This window comes from Thiothrix fructosivorans (assembly GCF_017349355.1).
GTDB classification, from domain to species: domain Bacteria; phylum Pseudomonadota; class Gammaproteobacteria; order Thiotrichales; family Thiotrichaceae; genus Thiothrix; species Thiothrix fructosivorans.
Genome location: NZ_JAFMPM010000006.1, coordinates 834667 through 857544, shown reverse-complemented (window position 1 = coordinate 857544; position 22878 = coordinate 834667). Strand labels below are relative to the sequence as shown.

Sequence of the window (22878 nt, the reverse complement as noted above, 5' to 3'; positions counted from 1 at the left end):
CGATATAACGGGAAAGACTCGTAATCTTACGCGAGAGGCGTGTACTTGAACAGTTACAAACTCGGTTTCAGCTTGATTGCAAGCATCGTTATCCTCACGGTTTACTGGAACAGTAAACCCACCGCCCCGATTGCCGCTTCAGCCATGCCATCGCGCCATAATCAGCCCAATAATCCAGCCTCCACTGCCGTTACCACGGGCATTCAAACCACCACACCGCCACCGCCTGCCCCAGCAACACGCCTACCCACGGATCATGTAAACACTGCCGCACTGGATACCCTGCTGGATGAACTCGCCACCACCATGCAGGAACTGCACCACCTACAACAGCAACTCTCCAACATGATCACCGCTGATTCCAGCTTAGCGTCCGATGAGCTAATGACACAAACCTATCAGCCGCGTATTGATGCCTTATCACAACAATTTGACACCCAATTGCGCAAAGCCGAAAGCCTCGCCAAAAATCGCACGCACACCTTTGTCTGGCAACAAGTCTTATTACTCGGACTGGAAGAAAGTACCAGCAATATGGCACTCAGCATGATCAGCGGCGCACTCGACAATGCACTATTTGAAGAAATGCTCTTGACCTTGAATAACAGCGCGATCAGTGGCAGCGCACGGGCTAATCTCGCTTATATGATTTTATTACCCCCTGAAACCACGTATTCTGACCCTAACCAGCCGTCCTCAACCACACTATTACGCCGCGCCACCCCGCGCCAGCAACGTATTCTGCAATTTTTGGAAGAACACTTCGCGCAAGAAGCCGACCCCGACGTACTCAATGCTTATTTGAATACCTACCAAACCATGTCGCACGATCAGTACGGGCTGGTTTCTGCCCTGCAACTCCAACAGCAACTGGAGATGGTTCGCGCCGTGCTGCCACTGGAGCAATACTTCAACTACCGCCTGCAACAAATACAACTGACCGACGCGAATGCCGACCTAACTGGCTTGCTACGTGACATGAGTTCAACCCCTATGAGTACGGCACAACGCCAGAGCCTCTTATCCGCACTGAGTAACACCGTTGTCAATACGACAGAGACCAACCCGCTCCCCCAACAACATCAGCAACTCTTACTGCAATACCTTACAAGCAGCTTAACCCAACCCACGCTGCAAGACCGTTACAACCTATACGAATACGGCAATCAGGCTTATGCGATTGAAGTACTAAAACACGGTACGCAAGCCGTCGACACCTATTACCAGCGCGTCGTGGACAGCACCAATCCCACCGAACAAATCGCCTTGTTATTGGGCGCATCAATGGGCGGGGATCTATTACTGAAGAAATTGAAACAAAACGTGGCACTGCGCCAGCAAGTAGAAAAACAACTCAAGCAAGCAAAGCTATCCGCCGAGACACAAGCCATCTTGCAAGAAGGTCTGCAAATGCTGTACGGCGAGCCAATGGTTACACCGGATGCGGCATCCCCCGAACCTGAGCCAGAACCAATGCCTGATAGCGAGCCGCCTGCTGCGCAATAGCCGGGCTATTGAAAACATCGGTGATCACCGCCAGCATATCCGCACCGTTGGCGAGCAGGCTGGGTGCTGTGTCTAAGGTAATCCCGCCAATCGTGCAAATCGGTAAGCGGAGCTGTTGACGAGCCATTTGCAACAACGCCAACGTCGCACGAGGTGCATTCGGCTTGGTGGGGGAAGGGAAAAAGCTCCCGAAGGCAATGTAATCCGCGCCCTGTGCTGCCGCATCCAGCGCCAATTCCAAACGGTTGTAGCAGGACACGCCGATGAGCGTGGCTTTGCCTAAAGCCTGTCGGGCGGCACTCAGCGCGGAATCGTCGCGCCCAACGTGTACGCCGTCGGCTTGCACGGCTTTTGCTAGCGCTACGTCATCGTTGATGATGAAAAGCGCGTTATGCTGTTGACAGAGGGAGCGCAAAGCCGCCGCTTCCTGTTCGCGCCGTACTTGATCGGTGGTTTTATCGCGGTATTGGACGATAGCCGCACCGCCGCGTAAGGCTTGTTCGACTTTGCTCAACAGTGTGTCGCCGGTTGAGCCATCGGTGATGACGTAGAGTCCTTGCATCAAGCCTGCTTCCAATAAAACCGATCGGGCATCCACTGCCCGCGCCCGATCTTACGCCCCGCTTGCAAGCTGCCCCACGTATACGCCTGCGCTGCTGCCACGGCTTTGCTGATGTCCATGCCTTTCGCCAGATTCGCCGCACACGCCGAAGCCAGCGTACACCCCGAACCGTGGTAGGTTTCCGGCAAGCGTTCCCACAACCAAGTACGCAAGCGTTTACCGTCACCGTAGAGCGCATTTTCAACCCGCTCCGTTTGAGCGTGCGTCCCCGTCAGCAGCACGTACTCGCAACCCTGATCCAGCAAGGAAAATGCCTGTTCGTCAAACGTCGAGCCACTCAGCGCCAACCCTAGTGCTTCCGGCACATTCGGCGTGAGCAGCGTCGTCAGCGGCAGCAAGTATTCCCGAATCGCCTCAATCAACACATCCGTGGAAAGGTTTTTACCGCCACCCGCCGCCAGTATCGGATCAAGAATCACGGGTACATCCGGCGCTTGCAACAGGACGCGGTGCACCGCCTCCACCGCCGCCACACTGCCCAGCAAACCGATCTTAAACGCCGCTATCGGCATGTCTGCCAGTAGCGCCTCGGCTTGCTGCTCAATCAGGTAATCAATGACTGGCTCAATGCGGTGTACATTGCAGGTATCTTGCACCGTCAAGCACGTAATCACCGTCGTCGCATGGCAACCTTGACTGGCAATCGCCTCGCTATCCGCTTGAATGCCCGCACCACCGCTGGGGTCGTGCCCCGCCAACACCATGACCACCGGCACTGCCGATGCAGGGATATTTTCCATTAGCAACACGAATCTCCTAAGCGTTTAGTGACCACCACCACACCATCATCCAAGCCATCCTGATGGCGAGCAAAACCCAAACGCTGCATCAGTTTGAGCATCCCGTTATTATGCGGCAATACTTCACCTTCAATCGTGCGCAAACCTTTAGCACGCGCCGTATCAATCAAGGTTTGCATCATCAAGCCGCCCAAGCCACGATTTTGCCATCCATCGCCAATCACCAGTGCGAATTCGCAACTGCTCTTATCAGGATTAATGGCGTAACGTGCCACGCCCATCTCGACTTCCTTACCATCTTGCCTTGTCAGCGCCAAAAACGCCATTTCACGGTCATAATCAATTTGCGTAAGACGCACCAGCATGTCAGGCGTGAGTTCACGCAATGCCTGCATGAACCGCATATACCGCGATTCTTTCGACAGGTTGCGCACGAATTCTTGCTCCATCTCCGCATCTTCGGGGCGAATGGGGCGAATAATAATATCTGTACCATCTGGCAATTGCTGACGCTTCACCAAGTCATTCGGGTAAGGGTGAATGGCCATGTGATCATAGCGCCGCGCCGTCGTGGGCGGGTAATTGATGATGAAACGCGCATCCACCGCAATCACGCCGTTGACATCCGCCATCAACGGGTTGATGTCCATTTCCATGATTTCGGGCAATTCGCACACCATCTCGGAGACGCGTTGCATCACCTTCCACAATGCCTCGAAATTAATCGACGGCATATTGCGGAACTGCCCCAGCAAACGCGCCACACGCGTGCGGCACACGGTTTTCTTAATCATGTAATCGTTGAGCGGTGGCAAGGCAACCGCGCGGTCACGGTGGATCTCCACTGAGGTGCCCCCCATGCCAAAGCTGATCACCGGACCAAACACCGGATCACGCACCACCCCAATCATCAATTCACGAGAGGAGGTGCTGTGGTACATGCTTTCCACCGTCACACCGTCGATACGCGCTTCGGGCATACTGCGGCGCGTCGCTTCCAACAATTCCTGATAGACACTGCGTACCGCATGGGCACTGGCAACGTTGAGGCGCACGCCATCCACATCGGATTTGTGCTGAATGTCGGGGGAACTGATTTTTAGCACCACCGGATAGCCCAGCGATTCCGCCGCCACTAATGCTTCAGACGGGCTGCGCACCAACACCGTCGGCATGGCAGGAATACGGAACGCGGCAAGAATCGCACGCGATTCCGTGGTAGACAGCGAACGCCTCCCTTCTGCCAGCACACTTTCAATAATCAACCGTGCGCCATCCACGTCCGGTTCGGTTTTTTGTTCCTTCACCGAGGGCGGGACTTGCATGAGCAACTTCTGATTGCTACGGTATTGGGTGAGGTACGCAAACGCTTCCACCGCTGATTCCGGCGTGCGGAAATGCGGCACACCCGCTTCGGCGAGAATTTTGCGACCGCTAGCCACCTGTTCTTCACCCATCCAACAAGTCAACACTGGTTTGCAATGCTTGCCTTTTTTATTGGTTTCACACAGGTTAACCACCGCTTGCGCCACACCAGCGGGGTCAGTCATCGCTTGCGGGGTGAGCATGACGAGAATGCCGTCGAGATTATCATCCTGCATACAAAGTTTCAGCGCAGCAATGTAACGTTCGGGGTCAGCATCACCGAGAATGTCGACCGGATTGCCATGCGACCACGTAAACGGCAACACTTTGTTCAACTCTGCCAGCGTATTCGGCGCAAGTTCCGCCATGCGCAAACCCATTTCCACAGCGCGATCCGTTGCCATTACACCGGGACCACCGCCATTGGTAATAATAAGCAAGCGATCACGTTGCACGCGGATACCTGATGACAAGATTTGGGCAGCGGCAAATAATTGCACAATGGTATTCACCCGCACCACACCAGCACGTTCCAACGCGGCATCGAAAGCATCATCGCCGCCGACAATCGCGCCGGTATGCGACATAACTGCCCGCGAACCTTCTTCGTAACGCCCTGCTTTCAGCACGATAACCGGTTTCATGCGCGAGGCAGTGCGCAAACCACTCATAAAACCGCGTGCATCGTGGATACCTTCCACGTACAGCAAAATGCTATCGGTTTTCGGGTCAAGCGCCAGAAAATCCAAGGCATCGCCGAAATCCACGTCCGCCGTATCACCCAAGGTAATCACGGTAGAAAAACCGATACCTTGCGAGGCTGCCCAATCCAACACCGCCGTACACATCGCGCCGGATTGTGACACCAATGCCAGATTGCCGGGTTGGGCTTGATTACGCGTAAAGGTGGCATTCAAACCCACCGAAGGGCGCATAATCCCCAGACAATTGGGACCAATAATGTGGATGCCGTATTGGCGTGCAATCTCGGTAATGTTTTGTTGCAAGCGTCGCCCGCGATTACCTGCTTCGGCAAAACCAGCCGACACAATCACCACACCCTTGACACCGTGTTCACCGCATTGGCGAATAATACCCGGCACAGTGGCAGCAGGCGTGGCAACCACGGCTAAATCGACTGGCTTGTTTAATGCTGCCAAATTCGGATAAGCTGGTTGACCTTGAATCTCGGTGTACTTGGGGTTGATGGGATACAGTGCGCCTTTGAAACCGGCGGACAGTAAATTCTGGAAGACCAGTGCACCAACGGACTTTTCGCGCTCAGTTGCGCCAAAAACCGCGACACTGTGCGGGGCGAATAGTTGATTTAAGTAATGGTGGCTCATAGCCAAAACCTCTATGATGACGAGAGGCAAAAGGGAAACGAAATTTACGCCCTTTGCTGCATTGCAACATATTCTACGCCTATTTTTGTGAAAAGAACATGACCGTTGCCGTAATTACTCACTCTCATTGCCATTTGCATGATAATGGCTCACCGTATCATCCCGAATGCGCGGAGCGTTTGGATGCCATTAACAACCGCATGATCATGTCAGGTGTGGATTGGATTTCACGCCATTACGATTCGCATTGCGCGGAACGTGAACACCTGTTGCGCGTGCACGATGCCGAGTACGTGGAGCGCGTGTTTGCCACGTCACCCACTGAAGGTCATGCCATGCTCGACGGTGATACCGGCATGAATCCGCATACACTCGATGCCGCGTTACACGCAGCGGGTGCGGTAGTCATGGCGGTGGATTTGGTCATGGCGGGTTCGCATAAACACACGTTTTGCGCGATTCGCCCCCCCGGTCATCACGCGGGGCGCAGCCAAGCGGCAGGTTTCTGTATCTTCAATAACGTAGCGGTCGGCGCGGCATATGCTATTGATGTGTATGGCATTGACCGCATTGCCATCATTGACTTCGACGTACATCACGGCGATGGCACGGAAGAAATCTTCAGTGGCAATGACAAGGTGATGTTCTGTTCATCGTTCCAGCACCCGTTTTATCCGTTCACGGGCGCAGATACGAATGTGCCGAACATCTACAACCTCGCCCTACCCGCCGGGACAGGTGGGGCAGCATGGCGTGAAGCGGTACAAACCCATTGGTTACCGGCTATGCGGGAGTTCAAGCCAGAATTGGTGATGATTTCCGCCGGATTCGATTCGCATTTGGAAGACGACATGGGCGGCTTTAATCTGGTCGAGCGCGATTACGTCTGGATCACCAAAGAACTCTGCCAAATCGCCAAAGAATTTGCAGGCGGACGCTTGGTATCGTGCTTAGAAGGCGGTTATGAATTGTCACCACTGGGGCGAGCGGTCACGGCGCATATCAAAGAATTGGCGGAATTTCACTAGCTATTCCCCAACCTCCCAACCCTAGAACAAACACGATGACACAGCGTACTTGGTTCTTATTGTTGCTGGGAATATTTTTAGTGTGGGCAGTGGCGCTGGGTATTGCGCCTCTGTACCGCGCTGACTGGATGTTGGAAAACGTCCTCACGGTGGCGGCGCTGATCCTATTGCTGAGTACCCGCAAGTCATTGCCTTTGTCGCGCCTGTCCTACACGCTGATCTTCAGTTTCCTATGCCTACATGAAGTCGGGTCGCACTACACTTATGCCGAAGTGCCGTATGACCGATGGTGGCGGGCGGCGTTTGGCTATTCCTTGAATGAAGCGCTGGAGTTCGAGCGTAACCATTTCGATCGGTTGGTGCATTTCCTGCATGGCTTATTGCTGGCGTATCCGCTGCGGGAACTGTTTATCCGTGTGGCGTGGGTAAAGGGTTTTTGGAGCTATTTTCTGCCGCTGGATGTCACCATGTCCACTGCCATGCTGTATGAGCTAGTGGAATGGTTGGCGGCGGAAGCCTTCGGCGGCGAACTGGGCATGGCTTACCTCGGCACACAAGGCGATGTATGGGATGCGCACAAAGATATGTTGCTGGCAAGCGTAGGGGCGCTGCTGGCAATGGGAATAACGGCGGGGCTAAACCTGTGGTTACAACGTGAGAAAGATGAGTAATATGGATACAACATGGCAGGAAGCCCTCGCCGCTGAATTGGCGCAACCGTACTGGCAAATCTTGCAGGACTTCCTTGCACACGAAGCAGCAACGGGGAAAACCCTCCTACCCCCCGCCGCCATGCGTTTCAATGCCTTGCAAGCCACCGCGCTGGATAAGGTCAAGGTGGTGATTTTGGGGCAAGACCCGTACCCGACTGTCGGGCACGCGCATGGCTTGGCGTTTTCGGTATTGCCGGAGGTGAAACCGTTGCCGCGTTCCTTGCAGAATATTGTTAAGGAATTGCTCACTGATGTGGGCGTGGATAATAGCCATACGGGTTGCTTGCAAGCGTGGGCGGATCAGGGCGTGTTATTACTGAATACCGTGCTATCGGTGGAAGCAGGTCAAGCCGGTAGTCACCAGAAACAGGGCTGGGAACGTTTTACCGATGCGGTGATTCAAGCGGTTAACCAGCAAGCACAGCCCGTGGTGTTTGTACTGTGGGGTGGTCACGCGCAGAAAAAGGTGGGGTTGATTGATGCTTCGCGCCATTTGATTTTGCAAAGCGCCCATCCATCGCCGTTGTCGGCACGGCGGGGATTTTTTGGTAGTAAGCCATTTTCGCGGGCGAATGCGTTTTTGCAGGCGCAAGGGCGCGAGGAAGTTCGTTGGCAGTTGTAAAACGTCTGTCATTAACTTGGCAGTTTTAAACCGTATTGCGCTTTTATGGCTAACAACGCTTCGGCATTCCCCTTCGCATCATTCACCGGGTGGTGGTCGTGTGCCGTTTTACGCAAGTGCTTAAAATTCTGAAACATATCCCGCACCACGCCTTTGTACAGTGAGCCAAGATTGGTGGAGCTGTAGCCAAATGGGTTGGCGCCCAGAAAGTGGTGGAAATACCAGTTGATGAACGACCAGTCGAAGCCGTTATTATCGGCGATGAAATGCGGACGGCTTTTGACTTCGCGCTTGAGCCAATCGGCAAAGCGTTGCATCACTTGTGTTGGCTCGTCAAACGTAAGCGTTTCCTCGCGGCTGTGACCACTGACGGCAAGCGCTTCGGGAATCCAGCATTCGGAAATCGGTTGGAGTTGCCCGTAGAAGGTGCGGTGTAAGCCGGGTTCGACGATCACCGCGCCGAAACTGACCATGGAGTAATCGCCGGGGATTGGGCCATCGGCTTCGATGTCGACCATGATGAAGGTCATCTGTGTTTCTCCTTAATTTAGAATTTAGTCCATGAATTTTACTTGTTTGGTGATGACAATACCGTCCTGTGCGTCAATGGAGCAAAAATGGCGAGAAAATACGCCCGCACCAATGAACGTGACAGGTAGCCAGTCGGCTTTCCCTGCTTCGCCCGTAACCCAACGTGTATGCCGCTTATCCGCGCCAACTGCCCATGCCTGCTCCAAAATCGCATCAACCTGCTGACCTATGCTGATGTTGCTACAAAAGTTAGTAGCTTGGGTTAAAGCTGACTGTTCCGCATGATTGACCCAAATAGCGAAACCACCAAAGACAATCATGATCGCAACGGTTATTTTGCCAAGATTGGCGAGGAGTTTTTTCAGTGTCATGTGGCTACTAGTCTTGTTTTTTTAGCTGTTTATTGAAAGGTAAACTATCGGTACGTGGTCTGTCAGCCATACGCCATTATCTGAGCGAAAAAAAACACACCCATTACGCTGCATTTGTCCTGCCGCCACTTTCAGAATGACAGGCTTACCATGACGACTACCAACCTTGTGCGCGGTGTCTATATCGGCGGACAAATGCACATGCTGGCGCGAACGTTTTTCCAACCCCGTTGGCAAAATCGACTCCAGAAAGCGTTCCACCGTACCGTGATACAGGATTTCGGGCGGCTCAACAGGCTGCAAACCTAAATCGAGTGTTTGCAGGGAATGCCCTTGATTGGCACGGATGTGGGTTTTGTCTGCGTTGAAACTGAAACGTTGTTTGTCATTGGTGACAACGACATATTCCAGTTCTTCCATGCTCATGCCGCGACCGTGCGCAGCTAATTGTGCGAGTAATTCGCTCACGGACACCCAACCTGCTTCGTCCAATATCAAACCGATTTTCTCTGGCTGGTGGCGCAGAATGAGGCTGAGGAATTTACTTTGTTTTACCATGGTTTGTCTATTAATTTTGTCGATATTAAATAACGTGCTGAGCAAGTATGATTTCAAAGTACTCTCTAATCGCCCAGCCGCCAAAACAGTTTTCCCTAACGCGGAGCAAAAGTTCTGATCCTTCGTTAATAACTCATAAAAGTTTAGTTTCATACAATATCCGTGTTTAAAGGTGACCATGAGGGTAATCTCATGGTCACGTTGAGGGCATTATGCCTTACATTTGTCGGTCAGCTTGACCAGATCGTTCATGACGCCATCCAGACCGCCGTAGACGTTCAGGGTGCTGATGCGTCCGGTGATCTTCTCCAAGATTTCCAGCTCTTTCAGGCGCAGCAAGACCGGGTTGCCTTCCATGACCTTGGCGGTGTTGTGCAGGGAACGGGTTTCCTGCGTTTCTTCGCGGCGGCGGATCAGGTTGGCTTCAGCGCGTTTTTCGGCTTCGACAACTTGCGCCAGAATCGCCTTCATGTCACCGGGCAATACGATGTCACGCGCTCCGACGGTTTTCAGGTCGATGCCGTAAGCCGCTGCTTTTTCCGCGACCGTTTGCTGGATGGATTGGTTCAGCAGGTTTTTGTCTGCCAGCAATTCGTCCAGCGTTTGGGTGGAAACCACGGCACGTAACGCCAGTTGCAGCTCGCGGTACAGGTAGTCCTTGTGGTCTGCCAGTGCCGTTTTGACTTGCTGCGGATCAACAATCTGCCACATGGCGGAAAGATTGATGCGCAAGCCTACGCGGTCTTTGGTGAGGATTTCCTGACCGTTGACTTCCATGTTTTGCAGGCGGCAATCGAGTTGCGTGACCTTGATCGTGTGGTTGAATTGCCACCAAACGTGCGTACCTGCTGTCAGTATTTCGCGCTGTTCGCCGTCGACTTCCAGAAAGCCGGTGTGACCTTCGGGGATGGTAGCCATCACCAGCGCGTTTAACGCCGCCGCCCGTAAGGTGGCATCTTTTGCGGTCAGCAACTGGCTTGCCAAGGCTTTGGGCAGCTTGTAATCGGTGCTGATGTCGAGCTTACGGACTTCGATGCTGCGCTGACTTTGCCAGCACGCGCCCCGTTGCGCAGGCGGCTTGATCAGATTGCGCGACAAACCTCGTCCTTCAGGGCGGGGAGGATAGCGCGGGTGGCGAAGCAGCCTATGTTCGCAGGTTAATCTGCCAAGCAACACCGTTTAGCACATAAATCCACTCTCATCCATGCGATTGTTGGCTACACTCCAGAAAATGCAACGACTCCAAGCCTTCAAATACGAACTCAAGCCAGACGGTGGACAACAGCGCAATCTGCGCCGTTATGCGGGTTCGTGCCGATTTGTTTACAACAAGGCGTTAGCGTTGCAGCAAGCGAATCATGAAGCAGGTAAAAAATTCATCGGTTACGTGGCAATGGCAAAATACCTGACGGCATGGCGTAATGGCACAGAGACCCCGTGGTTGAAGGATTCTCCCATTCATCCGCTGCAACATGCGCTGAAAGATCTCGACAAAGCTTACCAACATTTCTTTGCCAAACGCGCTGATTTTCCGCGTTTCAAACGCAGGGGTAGCGGTGACAGTTTCCGCTACCCTGATCCCAAACAAATCAAGCTTGACCAAGGTAACAACCGTATTTTCCTGCCCAAACTGGGCTGGATACGCTACCGCAACAGCCGTGAGGCGTTGGGGGAATTGCGCAATGTCACCGTTTCCGGCAAAAGCGGCAAGTGGTACATCAGCATCCAAACCCAGCGGGAAGTGGAACAATCTGTGTCTACTACGGCTACTGGTGCTGAGTGCAGCCGAAGCATTGGTATTGACTTGGGCATAGCCCGTTTTGCCACGTTCTCGGATGGCAGCTATATTGCCCCGCTCAACAGCTTTAAAATCCAACAAGCCAAGCTCGCCAAATACCAACGGCGCATGACACACAAGCAGAAATTCAGCAACAACTGGAAAAAAGCCAAAGCCAAAGTTCAAAAAACGCATACACAAATAGCCAATGCCCGCCGTGATTTCCTGCACAAAGCGACGACCACGATTAGCCAAAACCACGCGCTCGTGTTCATCGAAGATTTGCAGGTACGGAATATGTCCAAGTCAGCGGCAGGTACGGCAGAAAATCCCGGCAAAAACGTTGCAGCCAAATCTGGCTTAAACAAGGCGATCCTCGATCAAGGCTGGGGCGAATTTCGGCGGCAACTGGATTACAAAACGGCATGGAACGGCGGGATACTGTTTGCCGTGCCACCGCACCATACCAGCCAAACCTGCCCGTGTTGCGGTCATGTGTCAGCCGCTAACCGCCAAACCCAAGCTCGCTTTGCGTGTGTGGAATGTGACTATGAAAACCACGCCGATGTGGTCGGGGCGGTCAATGTTTTAGAGCGGGGGCACCGCTTGTTAGCCTGTGGAGATGTGGCATTACGCCGCTCTGTGAAGCAGGAACTCACCGAAGTAAGTCAGCTATCTGGCTGAATGCAGTAGGAATCCCCTTCCTTTAGGGAGGGGAGGATGTCAACAACTCAAGTGCTCTACCCAACGAGCTATGGTAAGGAGCAGCTAATGGGAGTCGAACCCATGACCACCGATCTCTCGGTTGCTCTACCACTGAGCTATAGCTGCGTTTGGGACTTCAGAAACAGATACGCGGGTACACCAGCGGTGGGCGCGTCAGGCAGGCGGTTGAACCTACTCCACAAGTAACGAAAGTCGTCAGTTGTCTCGCAAGAGGTGTGCCAAGTTTTTTGATAATTAACGTTTTTATTTGATATGCTGATTCAAGAGGAGAACGAGGCAATGGAATTTCATATCTATAAAGATAGGAATCTATTTTCATGAAAGAAGTAGCACGCTATCTCAACACAGACCTTGACCTGATTGCCGAGCAGGATTTGACGCTTTTGGTGCAGGCATTGGAAACCAGTGGCTTTTATACATTGCACGCGGGGGTTGGCGATGACGGCAAATGGTACGCAACCTTGGAAATCAATGAAGTGGCTGACGAGGCATTGCACCTGCGCCAACCTGAGCTGACTATTGTGCTCATGCTTGATGCTATCGAAGCACTGGATGCTCCAGCCCGTGCTCTTTGGGATGCTTGCATGAGCAAAACTTTGGACATTGGTTATCAATGCGGTGATGGGGCACGGGTCAGGAATGAGCTGACCAATGCAACTCTGAGTCGCATGAGCGCTTTGGGGATGGGTATGTTTATCACGTTGTATCCGTGCGATATTGACAACTAAACCTCACCCGCTCGCACGCGATTCAGTGAATGCCTACCGCTGCCACTCACTGACAATTTCCTCGTATTTCGCATCGACCAAACCCTGCTCATCAGCACACGCAGACAATGCCACTTGCAGCGCAGAATATTGCTGGGGGTAAGCACGCAATTGCTCCATGATGTGAATAACTTCCGCATCGCTCAAAAACTGTCGTTGAATCAATGCCAAACTCGCGGGTTCAACGATGTCTTGCATGGGGTGAGAAAACGCCACTTTCCAGTAAGCATACATCGCCAAGTGTTGCTCAAGATTCAGGGTAACGGATGTAGGCAAGCGGCAAATTTCATGCAGCACCAGAAACGGCGCATCGCCACCGATTTCCAGCGATTGCGCAATGAGTTGCTGCCATGCGGCTGTGTCGTGATAGGGGAAACGGCAGTCGATGTGGGCGTAGAATTCTTGGTAGGTCATGCGGAAATCTCACGTTATGATGGAGTATGGAAACGCAAATACAGGTGTTCAACATGCAAATTATACTGGAGATACCCGAAGACTTGGGGCACAGCACGCTTCCTGAACTGGAAAAGCAAATCAAGCTGGAAGCGGGCATTGCACTGTTTCATGCAGGAAAAATATCTTCTGGACGCGCTTGTGAGTTTGCAGACATAGACCGCTACCGCTTTTACGAAGAATGCGCTAAACGCGATATTCCAGTGGTTAACTACGACCCCGGCGAACTCGAAGCAGAGTTGGCATATTTGCGCAATTCATGATTAATTTGGTTCTTCAATATGCATCAATTTTGGCTGGCGTTGTGCTTTTCCTAGAATTTTCATTGTATGACCGCAGCACCGCTCAAATAGAATATTTCTCCATTCAACATTATTAATGCTTGTTATACTACCAATATGAATCATTTTTCTCAAATAAACAACCCGTATCAATCAACTCAACTAACTGTCCTAAAATTTGTATAGGGAAAGAAACATCTCCACAATAACCAAATATTTTAGGGCTTGTTTTAGATGCAAATACCTTTCTGCCTACATCCCACTGCTGAGAACACCCCCAAGATATACGGCTATCACTAGCAATATAAACTGAAGCAGCTCCATGTGTATCAATGCCCACCCAAGACAACAATGTAGTCATCCACTTGACTCCTTTTTATACAAACTGATATTGTATGATTACTTTGATGCTAAAACATCAGAAAAAGAGCAATCCCGGACTCCTCCACCATTTTTTATATTCTGAGGGGGAGACAGTTAGAGCACATGCCCCATTATTGGGGCATTCCGGTTTTATAGGACGGCAAACTTAGCATCACCCCTTCACACACACCACCTGCTTCAGCGTATGCACAATCTCCACCAAATCGCGCTGCGCCGCCATCGGCTTGCAAGCGGACGGTGCGTTTTCTTGCACACCCTAAAGTGGCTAGTATTCCTTCCTGTATTAATATATAACACAGTTGTGTCACATGTAATTGATACCATCACCTCATCCATCATTATATTTTCCATTGAATAAGGATTTTTATATGAAAAAATACTTCCTTTTAGCCACATCAATATTTGCTTTCTCAGGTTACGCTATTGCCGGAACGGGCTTGCCCTGTGGAGAGATGGCTAAATCTGATAGTTTCCAAACTGACGGCGAGTTCAGTCAGTGCCTAACTCAAACAGATCAGGAGTTAAATGGCTCTTTCCAGGCTCTTAAGAAAAAAATGAAAGACAGAAATGTTGAGGCTGATCTTAAAAATATGCAATTGGGCTGGATAAAAATGCGCGATGCTCAATGCACCGTAGAAGCAATGACTGCCAATCTAGCCAATGGCATGGAAAATCGCGCAAAAACCTGCAAAATTCGCATGACGAGCGAGCGTACTGCTGAGCTGGATGCTATCGCGGATATGTGAATCTAAGGTAAATGCGTAAGTCCTAAATTAATTCAGAAAGATGGTGATACGCTCCATCTTCCTGATCATGCCAGATTCGCGGATTGCTGGCGTATCTGCCGTTACTCACCCCTTCACACACACCACCTGCTTCAACGTATGCAGCACTTCCACCAAATCACTCTGCGCCGCCATCACCTTATCAATCGGCTTGTAAGCCGACGGGGTTTCATCAATCACCGCCTCATCCACACGGCATTCCACTCCGGCGACGGCGCGTTTATGCTCATCCAGCGACACGCGGCGTTTCGCCTCAGTACGCGACATCACGCGCCCCGCGCCGTGGCTGCAACTGCAAAAACTTTCGGCATTACCCAGCCCGCGCACGATGAAGGATTTCGCCCCCATGCTGCCCGGAATAATCCCAAGCTGACCTTTTTGCGCCTTTGCGCGTCACCCACACATCCTTGCCGTCATGGTGTTCGCGGCTGATGTAGTTGTGGTGGCAACCGCCTCCACATCCGCCGTAAACGGGATCGGCAACACCTCGCGGATCGCCTGCAAAGTACGCGCCATCATCACCTCGCGGTTGGCTTGCGCGAAATCCTGCGCCCACGCCGCTTATACCGATAGATCATCCGTTCATCCCTTGCCTTGAAACGTTCTTCCCGCGTTCGTCTAAGTTTTTCTGAAGGATTATTCAAGTGCGATTGTTCAAGAAATGAATTTAGGATGATTAAAGGTATTAACCCCACGCCCAGTTACAACCGCAGCATCACATTCCGGTGGTCAAAGCGCGTCTCGACCAAATCAATCAGGAATTGCAGCGCTATCGCGAGGCTTACAACCCTAAGGGGGAAGTCGTTGCGCAAACCAAGAAAAGCACGCTTACTATTCGGGAGGCGTTACCGGCTGATCTGTTTGAAACCAATCAGGCTGATTTTCAAAAAGCCGTCCGCCAAGATTTCAAGGTGACGCAAAGCAAAACCTATAACGTTTCTGGCACTGATTTACTGGATGCGATTGAAGAAAATACCCGTTCTGGTCATACGGCAGGTGCAGACAATAACAAAAATGGAGCATTTGACCCGTCCAGAGATCGGCATGGTTTGGGCAAGGTTGTTGATAAGTTCACCGATAAAATGCTGGATAATCCTATTGTCCGCACTGTGGCACAAATTGCCCAGTTCACCCCGCTAGCGCCTGTCGCCTCCGTGGTCAACACGGTTATTACTGCACGAGATGTTGTTAAGGCAGTGGATGAGGGCAATATCAAATCACTTGCCAGCACAGTCATCGGTGCGGGGCTATCAAACAAGCTCAGCAATAGCCTCAATCTGGCAGGGGATGCGACTAAAATCAGCGTAGCGCAACAACTTCAGACAAACCCTTGCCAGTAGCAAGGCAATCGGAACATTCACTGATGACAGAAACATCCAACGCACTGTTTTCACTCAAGATAATGACTACTGGCGCTCTGGCATTTATGCAGATGCAGCCAAGCAAAATGCCACTTTCCTCAACCGCGCCATTCCGGCGGACGTCCGCACCAAGCCGATCAATGCTGACAATCTCAAAACCTACCTTGCACAAGGTTCGGATGAAGCACTACAAATAGTAAAGGCCGTTATCGCTGACCCTCAAAGCGTTATTGATGGGTTGAAGGAACAGGCCAAGCAAACTTACGAGGAAGCCTTATCCACTGCCCCAGATGAATTTGCCAAACAAAGAATCCAACAAGGCTATCAAACCGTGCAACATGACCTTAACGGGTTATGGAATGACCAGAAGACCGCCAGGAATGGCGCTTATGACTGGTTAGGGTTGGAAGGTATCTATGGTGATAGCGATGCTAACGAAGTTGCTGCTATCCTTGCTGTTGCAGCGGCAGCTAATACCGTCACCGACTACACTGGGGTTAAAGGTATTGGGAAATCCGAGATCAACAGAGTTTTAGGTGGTGCGCACAAGGATACCAGCAAACCCACAAACGACGGTATGGATTCACACCATTGCCCAGCTAAAAATTGCTATAAAGGCTCTCGAATCAGCTCAGCAGATGGGACTGCGATTAAAATGGATCCTGCGGATCACCAACGAACCGAAAGTTCTGGCTCTAGTGCTAGCGCCCTAGCTTACCGATCAAGACAACAAGCATTACTGCAACAAGGCAAGCTAATGGATGCCATTCAGATGGATATTGATGATATTCGCAGTAAATTTGGTAACAAATATGACCCAGCCATTGAGGAGATGCTTGAATACGCCCGAACACTTAACCCTGAGGATTTTAGAAGATGATGGAATCGATATACCCTCAATTAAAGATTGGAGATCAGTTTATTCTGCTTGAAAAAGGTCTTACTCGTACAGAAGTTAGAGCATTGATTGCTAGAGATGTAGAAACTTTTGTAAAAAGCCCATCCTATTCAACTATCCCCACAGATGATGTAAAAAATATTGGTCTACACCTTTACTATCAAGATAAAGACACCCTTATAGGGTTTGAGGTGTTCCGTTATCAAAATCAAGCGGATGTGGTCATTAATGGAATTTATCTTCTGCATACAAGTTGGCCATTATTGGGCAAGCAATTAGATGAAGAAAAAATACCCTACATCATTAATAATGATGGGTATGGCATCACTATTGGAAATGATTTGGTGCGCCTTTATATTCCTGATATTGAGGAAATCGAAGAATATCCAGTGATGGTTGATTCAGCTTATGTTCGCCTTGATGATGATCAATCAATGCATGAATGTGAACAATAAGCGGATCTAACTCCTGCAATTTTCCTGACTTCGATAGCAGTTAAGACCCGACTGATTATAAATTCTCTTTTTAAACAATTCGGGCTTGGTTGTGCTGTTGCAACCCATTGAGTTGTGCCAAGGCAACCAATGGAGCAGCATCTGCTATGACAACATGAGCCATGCATTCAGAAAACAAGTGACGGCGCGTATCACTCCAACATGCTACGCAACATCCACGCGTTATTTTCGTGGATTTGCATCCGCTGCGTCAGCAAATCGGCGGTGGGTTCGTCGCTAGATGTCATTACCCATACTACCGCTTACATCAACAAATCGTCCGTCCATCCCTTGTCTCAAAACGTTTTGCCCGCATTCGCCTACATTTTTTTGAAGGATTATTCAATAAACGAATTTAGAATGCTTAAATCGGTGGATGAGGGCAATATCAAATCACTTGCCAGCACAGTCATCGGTGCGGGGCTATCAAATAAGCTCAGCAATAGCCTCAATCTGGCAGGGGATGCGACTAAAATCAGCGTAGCGCAACAACTTCAGACAAACCCTTGCCAGTAGCAAGGCAATCGGAACATTCACTGATGACAGCAACATCCAATGCACTGTTTTCACTCAAGATAATGACTACTGGCGCTCTGGCATTTATGCAGATGCAGCCAAGCAAAATGCCACTTTCCTCAACCGCGCCATTCCGGCGGACGTCCGCACCAAGCCGATCAATGCTGACAATCTCAAAACCTACCTTGCACAAGGTTCGGATGAAGCACTACAAATAGTAAAGGCCGTTATCGCTGACCCTCAAAGCGTTATTGATGGGTTGAAGGAACAGGCCAAGCAAACTTACGAGGAAGCCTTATCCACTGCCCCAGATGAATTTGCCAAACAAAGAATCCAACAAGGCTATCAAACCGTGCAACATGACCTTAACGGGTTATGGAATGACCAGAAGACCGCCACGAATGGCGCTTATGACTGGTTAGGGTTGGAAGATATTTACGGCGATAGCGATGCTAACGAAGTTGCTGCTATCCTTGCTGTTGCAGCGGCAGCTAATACCGTCACCGACTACACTGGGGTTAAGGGTATTGGAGAGTCTGTTGTAAAAAACATAAAGCGAACAGGGCATGGACAAGAACGATATGAAGAAGGTCAGCATGATTCACATAGAAGTGTGGGAGATGCAAACAAAGTAATCCGAGAGGGACGACAGTACATTGATGCGGATAGAGGTCATACAGTTTACGTCGCGGGTGATAGAGTCGTCATCGTCGATGAACATGGTGAGATTGTTACACAATTCAAGAACCCTCGTTCAAATACAGAGGGACGCGTGAATTCAGGGCGATGGATTCCTCAGTAGTTTAATCTTTGGTGAAATTAATGAATCTTTATGAAGAACATTTTGTATGGTGGCGGCAGGATAGTCACTGTGCTATTCGTTATACCTGCTTGAAGAATTTGCATACTGGTATGTACTGTGTGCATAGTGCTGATTTTTTTAGGGAAAATCGTGATGATCAACAGTTCAGTAGACAGTTTCTGGAGTTGTTTCTTGATGGAGATCCTCAAGACAGATGTGAATGGTTTGATTCTTTGGCGTTGGCTATAGCGGATCATATTGCCGAGTTTTCCTAATTTCCCCCATATCTCAGTGACATGGGGGCGAATGATTTTCACCCCTTCACACACACCACCTGCTTGAGCGTATGCAGCACTTCCACCAAATCACTCTGCGCCGCCATTACCTTATCAATCGGCTTGTAAGCCGACGGCGTTTCATCAATCACGCTTTCATCCACGCGGCATTCCACCCCGGCGACGGCGCGTTTATGCTCATCCAGCGACACGCGGCGTTTCGCCTCAGTACGCGACATCACGCGCCCCGCGCCGTGGCTGCAACTGCAAAAACTTTCGGCATTACCCAAGCCCCGAACGATGAACGATTTCGCCCCCATGCTGCCTGGAATAATCCCAAGCTGACCTTTTTGCGCACTCACCGCCCCTTTGCGCGTCACCCACACATCCTTGCCGTCATGGTGTTCGCGGCTGATGTAGTTGTGGTGGCAATTCACCGCCTCCACGTCCGCCGTGAACGGGATCGGCAACACCTCGCGGATCGCCTGCAAAGTACGCGCCATCATCAGCTCGCGGTTGGCTTGCGCGAAATCCTGCGCCCACGCCGCTTATACCGATAGATCATCCGTTCATCCCTTGCCTTGAAACGTTCTTCCCGCGTTCGTCTAAGTTTTTCTGAAGGATTATTCAAGTGCGATTGTTCAAGGAATGAATTTAGAATGATAAAAGGTATTAACCCCAACCCTTCGCCAGCCAACTTTGGCAGTTCCAGAGCAACCACGACGGCAAATCAACAAGCTGCAATGCTCTTCAATGCCGCAATAGCGCCAATTCAGCCGCGACAACAAAGCAATCCTGATACACAGAAGCTCAAAACATCGGACATGCAAGCATTGTTCGATGAATACGCCCAGTTACAACCGCAGCATCACATTCCGGTGGTCAAAGCGCGTCTCGACCAAATCAATCAGGAATTGCAGCGCTATCGCGAGGCTTACAATCCTAAGGGAGAAGTCGTCGCGCAAACCAAGAAGAGCACGCTTACTATTCGGGAAGCGTTACCGGCTGATCTGTTTGAAACCAATCAGGCTGATTTTCAAAAAGCTGTTCGCCAAGACTTCAAGGTGACACAAAGCAAAACCTATAACGTTTCTGGCACTGATTTACTGGATGCGATTGAAGAAAATACCCGTTCTGGTCATACGGCAGGTGCAGACAATAATAAAAATGGCGCGTTTGACCCATCCAGAGATCGTCATGGTTTGGGCAAGGTTGTTGATAAGTTCACCGATAAAGTGCTGGATAATCCCATTGTCCGCACGGTGGCACAAGTTGCTCAGTTCACCCCGCTAGCGCCTGTCGCCTCCGTGGTCAACACGGTTATTACTGCACGAGATGTTGTTAAGGCAGTGGATGAGGGCAATATCAAATCACTTGCCAGCACAGTCATCGGTGCGGGGCTATCAAACAAGCTCAGCAATAGCCTCAATCTGGCAGGGGATGCGACTAAAATCAGCGTAGCGCAACAACTTCAGACAAACCCTTGCCAGTAGCAAGGCAATCGGAACATTCACTGATGACAGCAACATCCAACGCACTGTTTTCACTCAAGATAATGACTACTGGCGCTCTGGCATTTATGCAGATGCAGCCAAGCAAAATGCCACTTTCCTCAACCGCGCCATTCCGGCGGACGTCCGCACCAAGCCGATCAATGCTGACAATCTCAAAACCTACCTTGCACAAGGTTCGGATGAAGCACTACAAATAGTAAAGGCCGTTATCGCTGACCCTCAAAGCGTTATTGATGGGTTGAAGGAACAGGACAAACACCGTGATGAGGAAACCTTAGCCATTACCCCGGATGAATTAGCTAAACAAACCATCCAACAGGGTTATCAAACCGTGCAACATGATCTTAACGGGTTATGGAATGACCAGAAGACCGCCAGGAATGGCGCTTATGACTGGTTAGGGTTGGAAGGTATCTATGGTGATAGCGATGCTAACGAAGTTGCTGCTATCCTTGCTGTAGCAGCGGCAGCCAATACCGTCACCGATTACACTGGGGTTAAAGGTGTTGGTAAATCTGTTGTAAAAAATATGGCAGAAGATGCGAGGGATGTTTTAAAATCCAATAAAACAGAATCGACACAAAGAAGGGCTGAAATACCGATTATAGAGGTAAAAACTTCTAATGCAGTTAAAGGCACATCTGAATATGAAGTATTAAATAGTCCGCCAGCAAATACTCATGTTAAACTTGACAATGGTACTGAGTTTAAAACTAATGCGAGTGGCTATGTTGATGAAATTACTTTCAATCCCATGTTGTTAACAGGCGTTAGGGATAGTCGCCAAACTGCTGCGGGTAAGGAGGGAATATCTACGGATGTAGGCGGACATATTCAAGCTTGTTCTTTAGGAGGAACTTGCGATCGATTCAACTTGTTTCCTCAGGATGCTAACTTTAATAACTCGATGTATAAAAAATGGGAAAATGAAATCAGAAGCTCGTTCAGTAATGGAGATAGAGTCGGCGCTGTAACTGTTAAATTTAACAGAAATGATAATACATCAGCAAGACCAGATTCCTTAGTTATTGAATATAGTATAAACAATATTCCAAAACGTAAGTCATTTAATAATGAATCGAGCAAGTAACTATGACTATAGAATCACAAGTTCAAATATTAAATCGTTTAAGTCAAATTATGTACTTTAGTGCAACAAGTGATTACGAAAGATTGGAGTGTGTTTTTGACTTCGAGCAAGAAGGAAAATCATGGTCAGTAGAGTCAACTTTTTCATGTGAAGTAAAAGATGAGAAGAAATATTTTTTACTAAACGATGATATAGATGAGACTTCGAAATTGGTCTTTGAATTGCATAGTTTAATGCAAAGTCACACAGGAGGAGATTGGAGAAAACTTGTTATAATTATCGACAATAATGATAAAATAAAAACAAGATTTATCTATTAAAAATAATCTGGTAAACGGAGGGGTAATGAAAAAGATAGGCTTTCATGGCGGTCACACAATATATGTGCTTGGTTCTGCTTCAGATATGAAGTTGTTTTTTGATTGCATCAGTGCTTATCCAGCATTTGACAATAAAGATATGGATTGGAGTTTGCTTACAGACAGGTTGTATAAGCGATATTTGAAGTTTGATGAATTGGATCAGGCGCTTGCTCTCATGCATAGAGTTAATGAGGCATTCAAGCAAATACCAAGTAATGCAGTTGAATGGGACAGAAACATCGTAGGTAATGCTGAAAAGACGCTACTCAATCATGAGCTAAGTACGTTGGCAGATGTTTTTTCTAAATTTTTTGATAGTTTTTATCGAGCAGTTTCTTCTGCAAAATCGTTTTACAACACTTTTAAAATTTACCAGCCAGTTAAAATTATACCAACAGACACTATTTATCTCATGATGGAAGAGAAACGTCCTTTGAAGGAGTATGATGAGTTAGATGGCAAACCATTTTGGCTGAGATAATTTTCCTTAGAATACATGAATATAATCAACGAACGTTTAATGAATTAGGGATACCTTATGGAGCTGAATAATTATATTGGTCGAAAGATTATAGATGTTCTTCAGGAGATAAGAGCCAGCAGCAGATTGATTTCATATGAAAAAACAGAAGGTAATGAATTTGTGGAGCTTCCCGAAGATGGCATTTATTTTCAATCGAAAAATGACACGGGAATCGTTTCAGGTTTTCGTATTTTCTTGATGAATTATGAGAAATACTTGTCTGCAAAAGATAATATAAAAGGCAGGTATAGCAATCTCTTCGTACTTGAAGATTTTGAAAGAAGGTTTGGTTCACCAATACGAGATATAAAAGCCATAAAAATTCCTGGATCAGAGCCAACTTTTCCAGGAAAAGCCTTTGTAGATAATGAAAGACTGATCACCGCATACTATGCGGATAATTTATCCGTTGCATTCATCCATATCAAGTTGAAATAACTGTTTATCCACTCATGGTTAGTAAGCGTT

Annotated in this window: 28 protein-coding genes, 1 tRNA gene and 3 pseudogenes; 18 read left to right on the top strand and 14 right to left on the bottom strand. The window is 49.4% G+C overall.

All coding sequences use genetic code 11. From position 1 onward, the window contains the following. Window positions 1-45: 45 nt before the first annotated feature. Window positions 46-1506, top strand: a complete 1461-nt coding sequence (locus J1836_RS07445) for a hypothetical protein (RefSeq protein ID WP_207250437.1) — start codon at window positions 46-48, stop codon at window positions 1504-1506. On the opposite strand, the gene thiE is transcribed toward J1836_RS07445, so the two are convergent. The 3 genes from thiE to J1836_RS07430 are packed head-to-tail and all read right to left on the bottom strand — an operon-like array spanning window position 1433 to window position 5579. Continuing rightward, window positions 1433-2068, bottom strand: coding sequence for a thiamine phosphate synthase (gene thiE, locus J1836_RS07440; RefSeq protein WP_207250436.1), 636 nt, complete (start codon window positions 2066-2068; stop codon window positions 1433-1435). The genes J1836_RS07445 and thiE overlap by 74 nt on opposite strands. Further along, the gene (gene thiD, locus J1836_RS07435; protein WP_242632762.1) at window positions 2068-2868 is read right to left on the bottom strand and encodes a bifunctional hydroxymethylpyrimidine kinase/phosphomethylpyrimidine kinase; all 801 of its coding nucleotides are present in this window, start codon (window positions 2866-2868) and stop codon (window positions 2068-2070) included. Before thiD ends, thiE begins: the two co-directional genes overlap by 1 nt. Next, a complete protein-coding gene (locus tag J1836_RS07430) occupies window positions 2868-5579 on the bottom strand; it encodes a bifunctional acetate--CoA ligase family protein/GNAT family N-acetyltransferase (RefSeq protein ID WP_207250435.1) in 2712 nt (903 codons plus the stop codon). The genes thiD and J1836_RS07430 overlap by 1 nt, the downstream gene beginning before the upstream one ends. Window positions 5580-5677: 98 nt before the next feature. Between J1836_RS07430 and J1836_RS07425 the strand changes: the two genes are divergently transcribed. From J1836_RS07425 to ung, 3 genes are read left to right on the top strand one after another with little or no spacing between them, the layout of a single operon-like run. Next, entirely contained in the window at window positions 5678-6607 is a 930-nt protein-coding gene (locus J1836_RS07425; RefSeq protein WP_207250434.1) for a histone deacetylase family protein, read from the top strand. Between the two features lie 35 nt (window positions 6608-6642). Further along, complete coding sequence (locus J1836_RS07420; protein ID WP_207250433.1) at window positions 6643-7278, top strand: DUF2238 domain-containing protein; 636 nt, start codon at window positions 6643-6645, stop codon at window positions 7276-7278. Then, window positions 7271-7942, top strand: coding sequence for a uracil-DNA glycosylase (gene ung / locus J1836_RS07415; RefSeq protein ID WP_207250432.1), 672 nt, complete (start codon window positions 7271-7273; stop codon window positions 7940-7942). The genes J1836_RS07420 and ung overlap by 8 nt, the downstream gene beginning before the upstream one ends. A gap of 11 nt (window positions 7943-7953) precedes the next feature. Here ung and J1836_RS07410 read toward each other — a convergent pair whose 3' ends face one another. The 4 genes from J1836_RS07410 to J1836_RS07395 form a co-directional block, all read right to left on the bottom strand. Next, on the bottom strand, window positions 7954-8472 hold the full coding sequence (locus J1836_RS07410; RefSeq protein ID WP_207250431.1) for a 3'-5' exonuclease: 519 nt from the start codon (window positions 8470-8472) through the stop codon (window positions 7954-7956). 24 nt (window positions 8473-8496) lie between these two features. Next, on the bottom strand, window positions 8497-8844 hold the full coding sequence (locus tag J1836_RS07405; protein ID WP_207250430.1) for a hypothetical protein: 348 nt from the start codon (window positions 8842-8844) through the stop codon (window positions 8497-8499). A gap of 21 nt (window positions 8845-8865) precedes the next feature. Beyond that, window positions 8866-9402 (bottom strand): RNA 2'-phosphotransferase, encoded by a 537-nt coding sequence (locus tag J1836_RS07400; RefSeq protein WP_207250429.1) that lies wholly within the window; start codon window positions 9400-9402, stop codon window positions 8866-8868. Between the two features lie 210 nt (window positions 9403-9612). After that, window positions 9613-10500, bottom strand: coding sequence for a slipin family protein (locus J1836_RS07395; RefSeq protein WP_207250428.1), 888 nt, complete (start codon window positions 10498-10500; stop codon window positions 9613-9615). A 133-nt stretch (window positions 10501-10633) separates the two neighbouring features. Between J1836_RS07395 and J1836_RS07390 the strand changes: the two genes are divergently transcribed. Beyond that, window positions 10634-11863 carry an RNA-guided endonuclease InsQ/TnpB family protein gene (locus J1836_RS07390; protein ID WP_207250427.1) on the top strand — a complete coding sequence of 410 codons (1230 nt, stop codon included), beginning with the start codon at window positions 10634-10636 and terminating at the stop codon, window positions 11861-11863. Window positions 11864-11942: 79 nt separating this feature from the next. On the opposite strand, the gene J1836_RS07385 is transcribed toward J1836_RS07390, so the two are convergent. After that, window positions 11943-12010, bottom strand: a tRNA-OTHER gene (locus J1836_RS07385). 212 nt (window positions 12011-12222) lie between these two features. Between J1836_RS07385 and J1836_RS07380 the strand changes: the two genes are divergently transcribed. After that, window positions 12223-12633, top strand: a complete 411-nt coding sequence (locus tag J1836_RS07380; RefSeq protein WP_207250426.1) for a hypothetical protein — start codon at window positions 12223-12225, stop codon at window positions 12631-12633. Window positions 12634-12666: 33 nt separating this feature from the next. Here the strand turns inward: J1836_RS07380 and J1836_RS07375 are convergent, their stop codons facing one another. Next, window positions 12667-13086: a hypothetical protein gene (locus J1836_RS07375; RefSeq protein ID WP_207250425.1), complete on the bottom strand. Its 420-nt coding sequence runs from the start codon at window positions 13084-13086 to the stop codon at window positions 12667-12669. A 53-nt stretch (window positions 13087-13139) separates the two neighbouring features. Between J1836_RS07375 and J1836_RS07370 the strand changes: the two genes are divergently transcribed. Continuing rightward, entirely contained in the window at window positions 13140-13388 is a 249-nt protein-coding gene (locus J1836_RS07370; protein WP_207250424.1) for a UPF0175 family protein, read from the top strand. A gap of 127 nt (window positions 13389-13515) precedes the next feature. Here J1836_RS07370 and J1836_RS07365 read toward each other — a convergent pair whose 3' ends face one another. Beyond that, entirely contained in the window at window positions 13516-13767 is a 252-nt protein-coding gene (locus J1836_RS07365; RefSeq protein ID WP_207250423.1) for a hypothetical protein, read from the bottom strand. A gap of 391 nt (window positions 13768-14158) precedes the next feature. On the opposite strand from J1836_RS07365, the gene J1836_RS07360 reads away from it, so the two are divergent. Further along, window positions 14159-14536 (top strand): lysozyme inhibitor LprI family protein, encoded by a 378-nt coding sequence (locus J1836_RS07360; RefSeq protein ID WP_207250422.1) that lies wholly within the window; start codon window positions 14159-14161, stop codon window positions 14534-14536. Window positions 14537-14641: 105 nt separating this feature from the next. Here the strand turns inward: J1836_RS07360 and J1836_RS07355 are convergent. Further along, window positions 14642-14972: pseudogene (locus tag J1836_RS07355) on the bottom strand (RtcB family protein). Next, the gene (locus tag J1836_RS21975) at window positions 14969-15094 is read right to left on the bottom strand and encodes a hypothetical protein (RefSeq protein ID WP_372447679.1); all 126 of its coding nucleotides are present in this window, start codon (window positions 15092-15094) and stop codon (window positions 14969-14971) included. Before J1836_RS21975 ends, J1836_RS07355 begins: the two are co-directional and overlap by 4 nt. 206 nt (window positions 15095-15300) lie before the next feature. Between J1836_RS21975 and J1836_RS07350 the strand changes: the two genes are divergently transcribed. The 3 genes from J1836_RS07350 to J1836_RS07340 all read left to right on the top strand — a co-directional run bounded on the left by J1836_RS07350 (window position 15301) and on the right by J1836_RS07340 (window position 17289). After that, complete coding sequence (locus J1836_RS07350; protein ID WP_207250421.1) at window positions 15301-15915, top strand: hypothetical protein; 615 nt, start codon at window positions 15301-15303, stop codon at window positions 15913-15915. Window positions 15916-16174: 259 nt separating this feature from the next. Beyond that, a complete protein-coding gene (locus J1836_RS07345) occupies window positions 16175-16816 on the top strand; it encodes a hypothetical protein (protein WP_207250420.1) in 642 nt (213 codons plus the stop codon). Then, window positions 16813-17289 (top strand): hypothetical protein, encoded by a 477-nt coding sequence (locus J1836_RS07340; RefSeq protein WP_207250419.1) that lies wholly within the window; start codon window positions 16813-16815, stop codon window positions 17287-17289. The genes J1836_RS07345 and J1836_RS07340 overlap by 4 nt, the downstream gene beginning before the upstream one ends. Window positions 17290-17480: 191 nt before the next feature. Here J1836_RS07340 and J1836_RS07335 read toward each other — a convergent pair. Beyond that, a pseudogene (locus tag J1836_RS07335) lies at window positions 17481-17564 on the bottom strand (DNA starvation/stationary phase protection protein); the annotation flags it as partial. 124 nt (window positions 17565-17688) lie between these two features. On the opposite strand from J1836_RS07335, the gene J1836_RS07330 reads away from it, so the two are divergent. Next, the gene (locus tag J1836_RS07330; protein WP_207250418.1) at window positions 17689-17844 is read left to right on the top strand and encodes a hypothetical protein; all 156 of its coding nucleotides are present in this window, start codon (window positions 17689-17691) and stop codon (window positions 17842-17844) included. A 259-nt stretch (window positions 17845-18103) separates the two neighbouring features. After that, window positions 18104-18646 carry a hypothetical protein gene (locus J1836_RS07325; protein ID WP_207250417.1) on the top strand — a complete coding sequence of 181 codons (543 nt, stop codon included), beginning with the start codon at window positions 18104-18106 and terminating at the stop codon, window positions 18644-18646. A gap of 313 nt (window positions 18647-18959) precedes the next feature. On the opposite strand, the pseudogene J1836_RS07320 reads toward J1836_RS07325, so the two are convergent. Further along, a pseudogene (locus J1836_RS07320) lies at window positions 18960-19454 on the bottom strand (RtcB family protein); the annotation flags it as partial. Between the two features lie 126 nt (window positions 19455-19580). Here J1836_RS07320 and J1836_RS07315 point away from each other — a divergent pair. From J1836_RS07315 to J1836_RS07295, 5 genes are all read left to right on the top strand, one after another. Beyond that, on the top strand, window positions 19581-20414 hold the full coding sequence (locus tag J1836_RS07315; protein WP_207250416.1) for a hypothetical protein: 834 nt from the start codon (window positions 19581-19583) through the stop codon (window positions 20412-20414). A gap of 259 nt (window positions 20415-20673) precedes the next feature. Next, a complete protein-coding gene (locus J1836_RS07310) occupies window positions 20674-21525 on the top strand; it encodes a DNA/RNA non-specific endonuclease (protein ID WP_207250415.1) in 852 nt (283 codons plus the stop codon). Between the two features lie 2 nt (window positions 21526-21527). Further along, the gene (locus J1836_RS07305) at window positions 21528-21845 is read left to right on the top strand and encodes a hypothetical protein (protein ID WP_207250414.1); all 318 of its coding nucleotides are present in this window, start codon (window positions 21528-21530) and stop codon (window positions 21843-21845) included. 25 nt (window positions 21846-21870) lie between these two features. After that, the gene (locus tag J1836_RS07300) at window positions 21871-22368 is read left to right on the top strand and encodes a hypothetical protein (protein WP_207250413.1); all 498 of its coding nucleotides are present in this window, start codon (window positions 21871-21873) and stop codon (window positions 22366-22368) included. A gap of 57 nt (window positions 22369-22425) precedes the next feature. Continuing rightward, on the top strand, window positions 22426-22848 hold the full coding sequence (locus tag J1836_RS07295) for a hypothetical protein (protein WP_207250412.1): 423 nt from the start codon (window positions 22426-22428) through the stop codon (window positions 22846-22848). The last annotated feature ends 30 nt before the right edge of the window (window positions 22849-22878 follow it).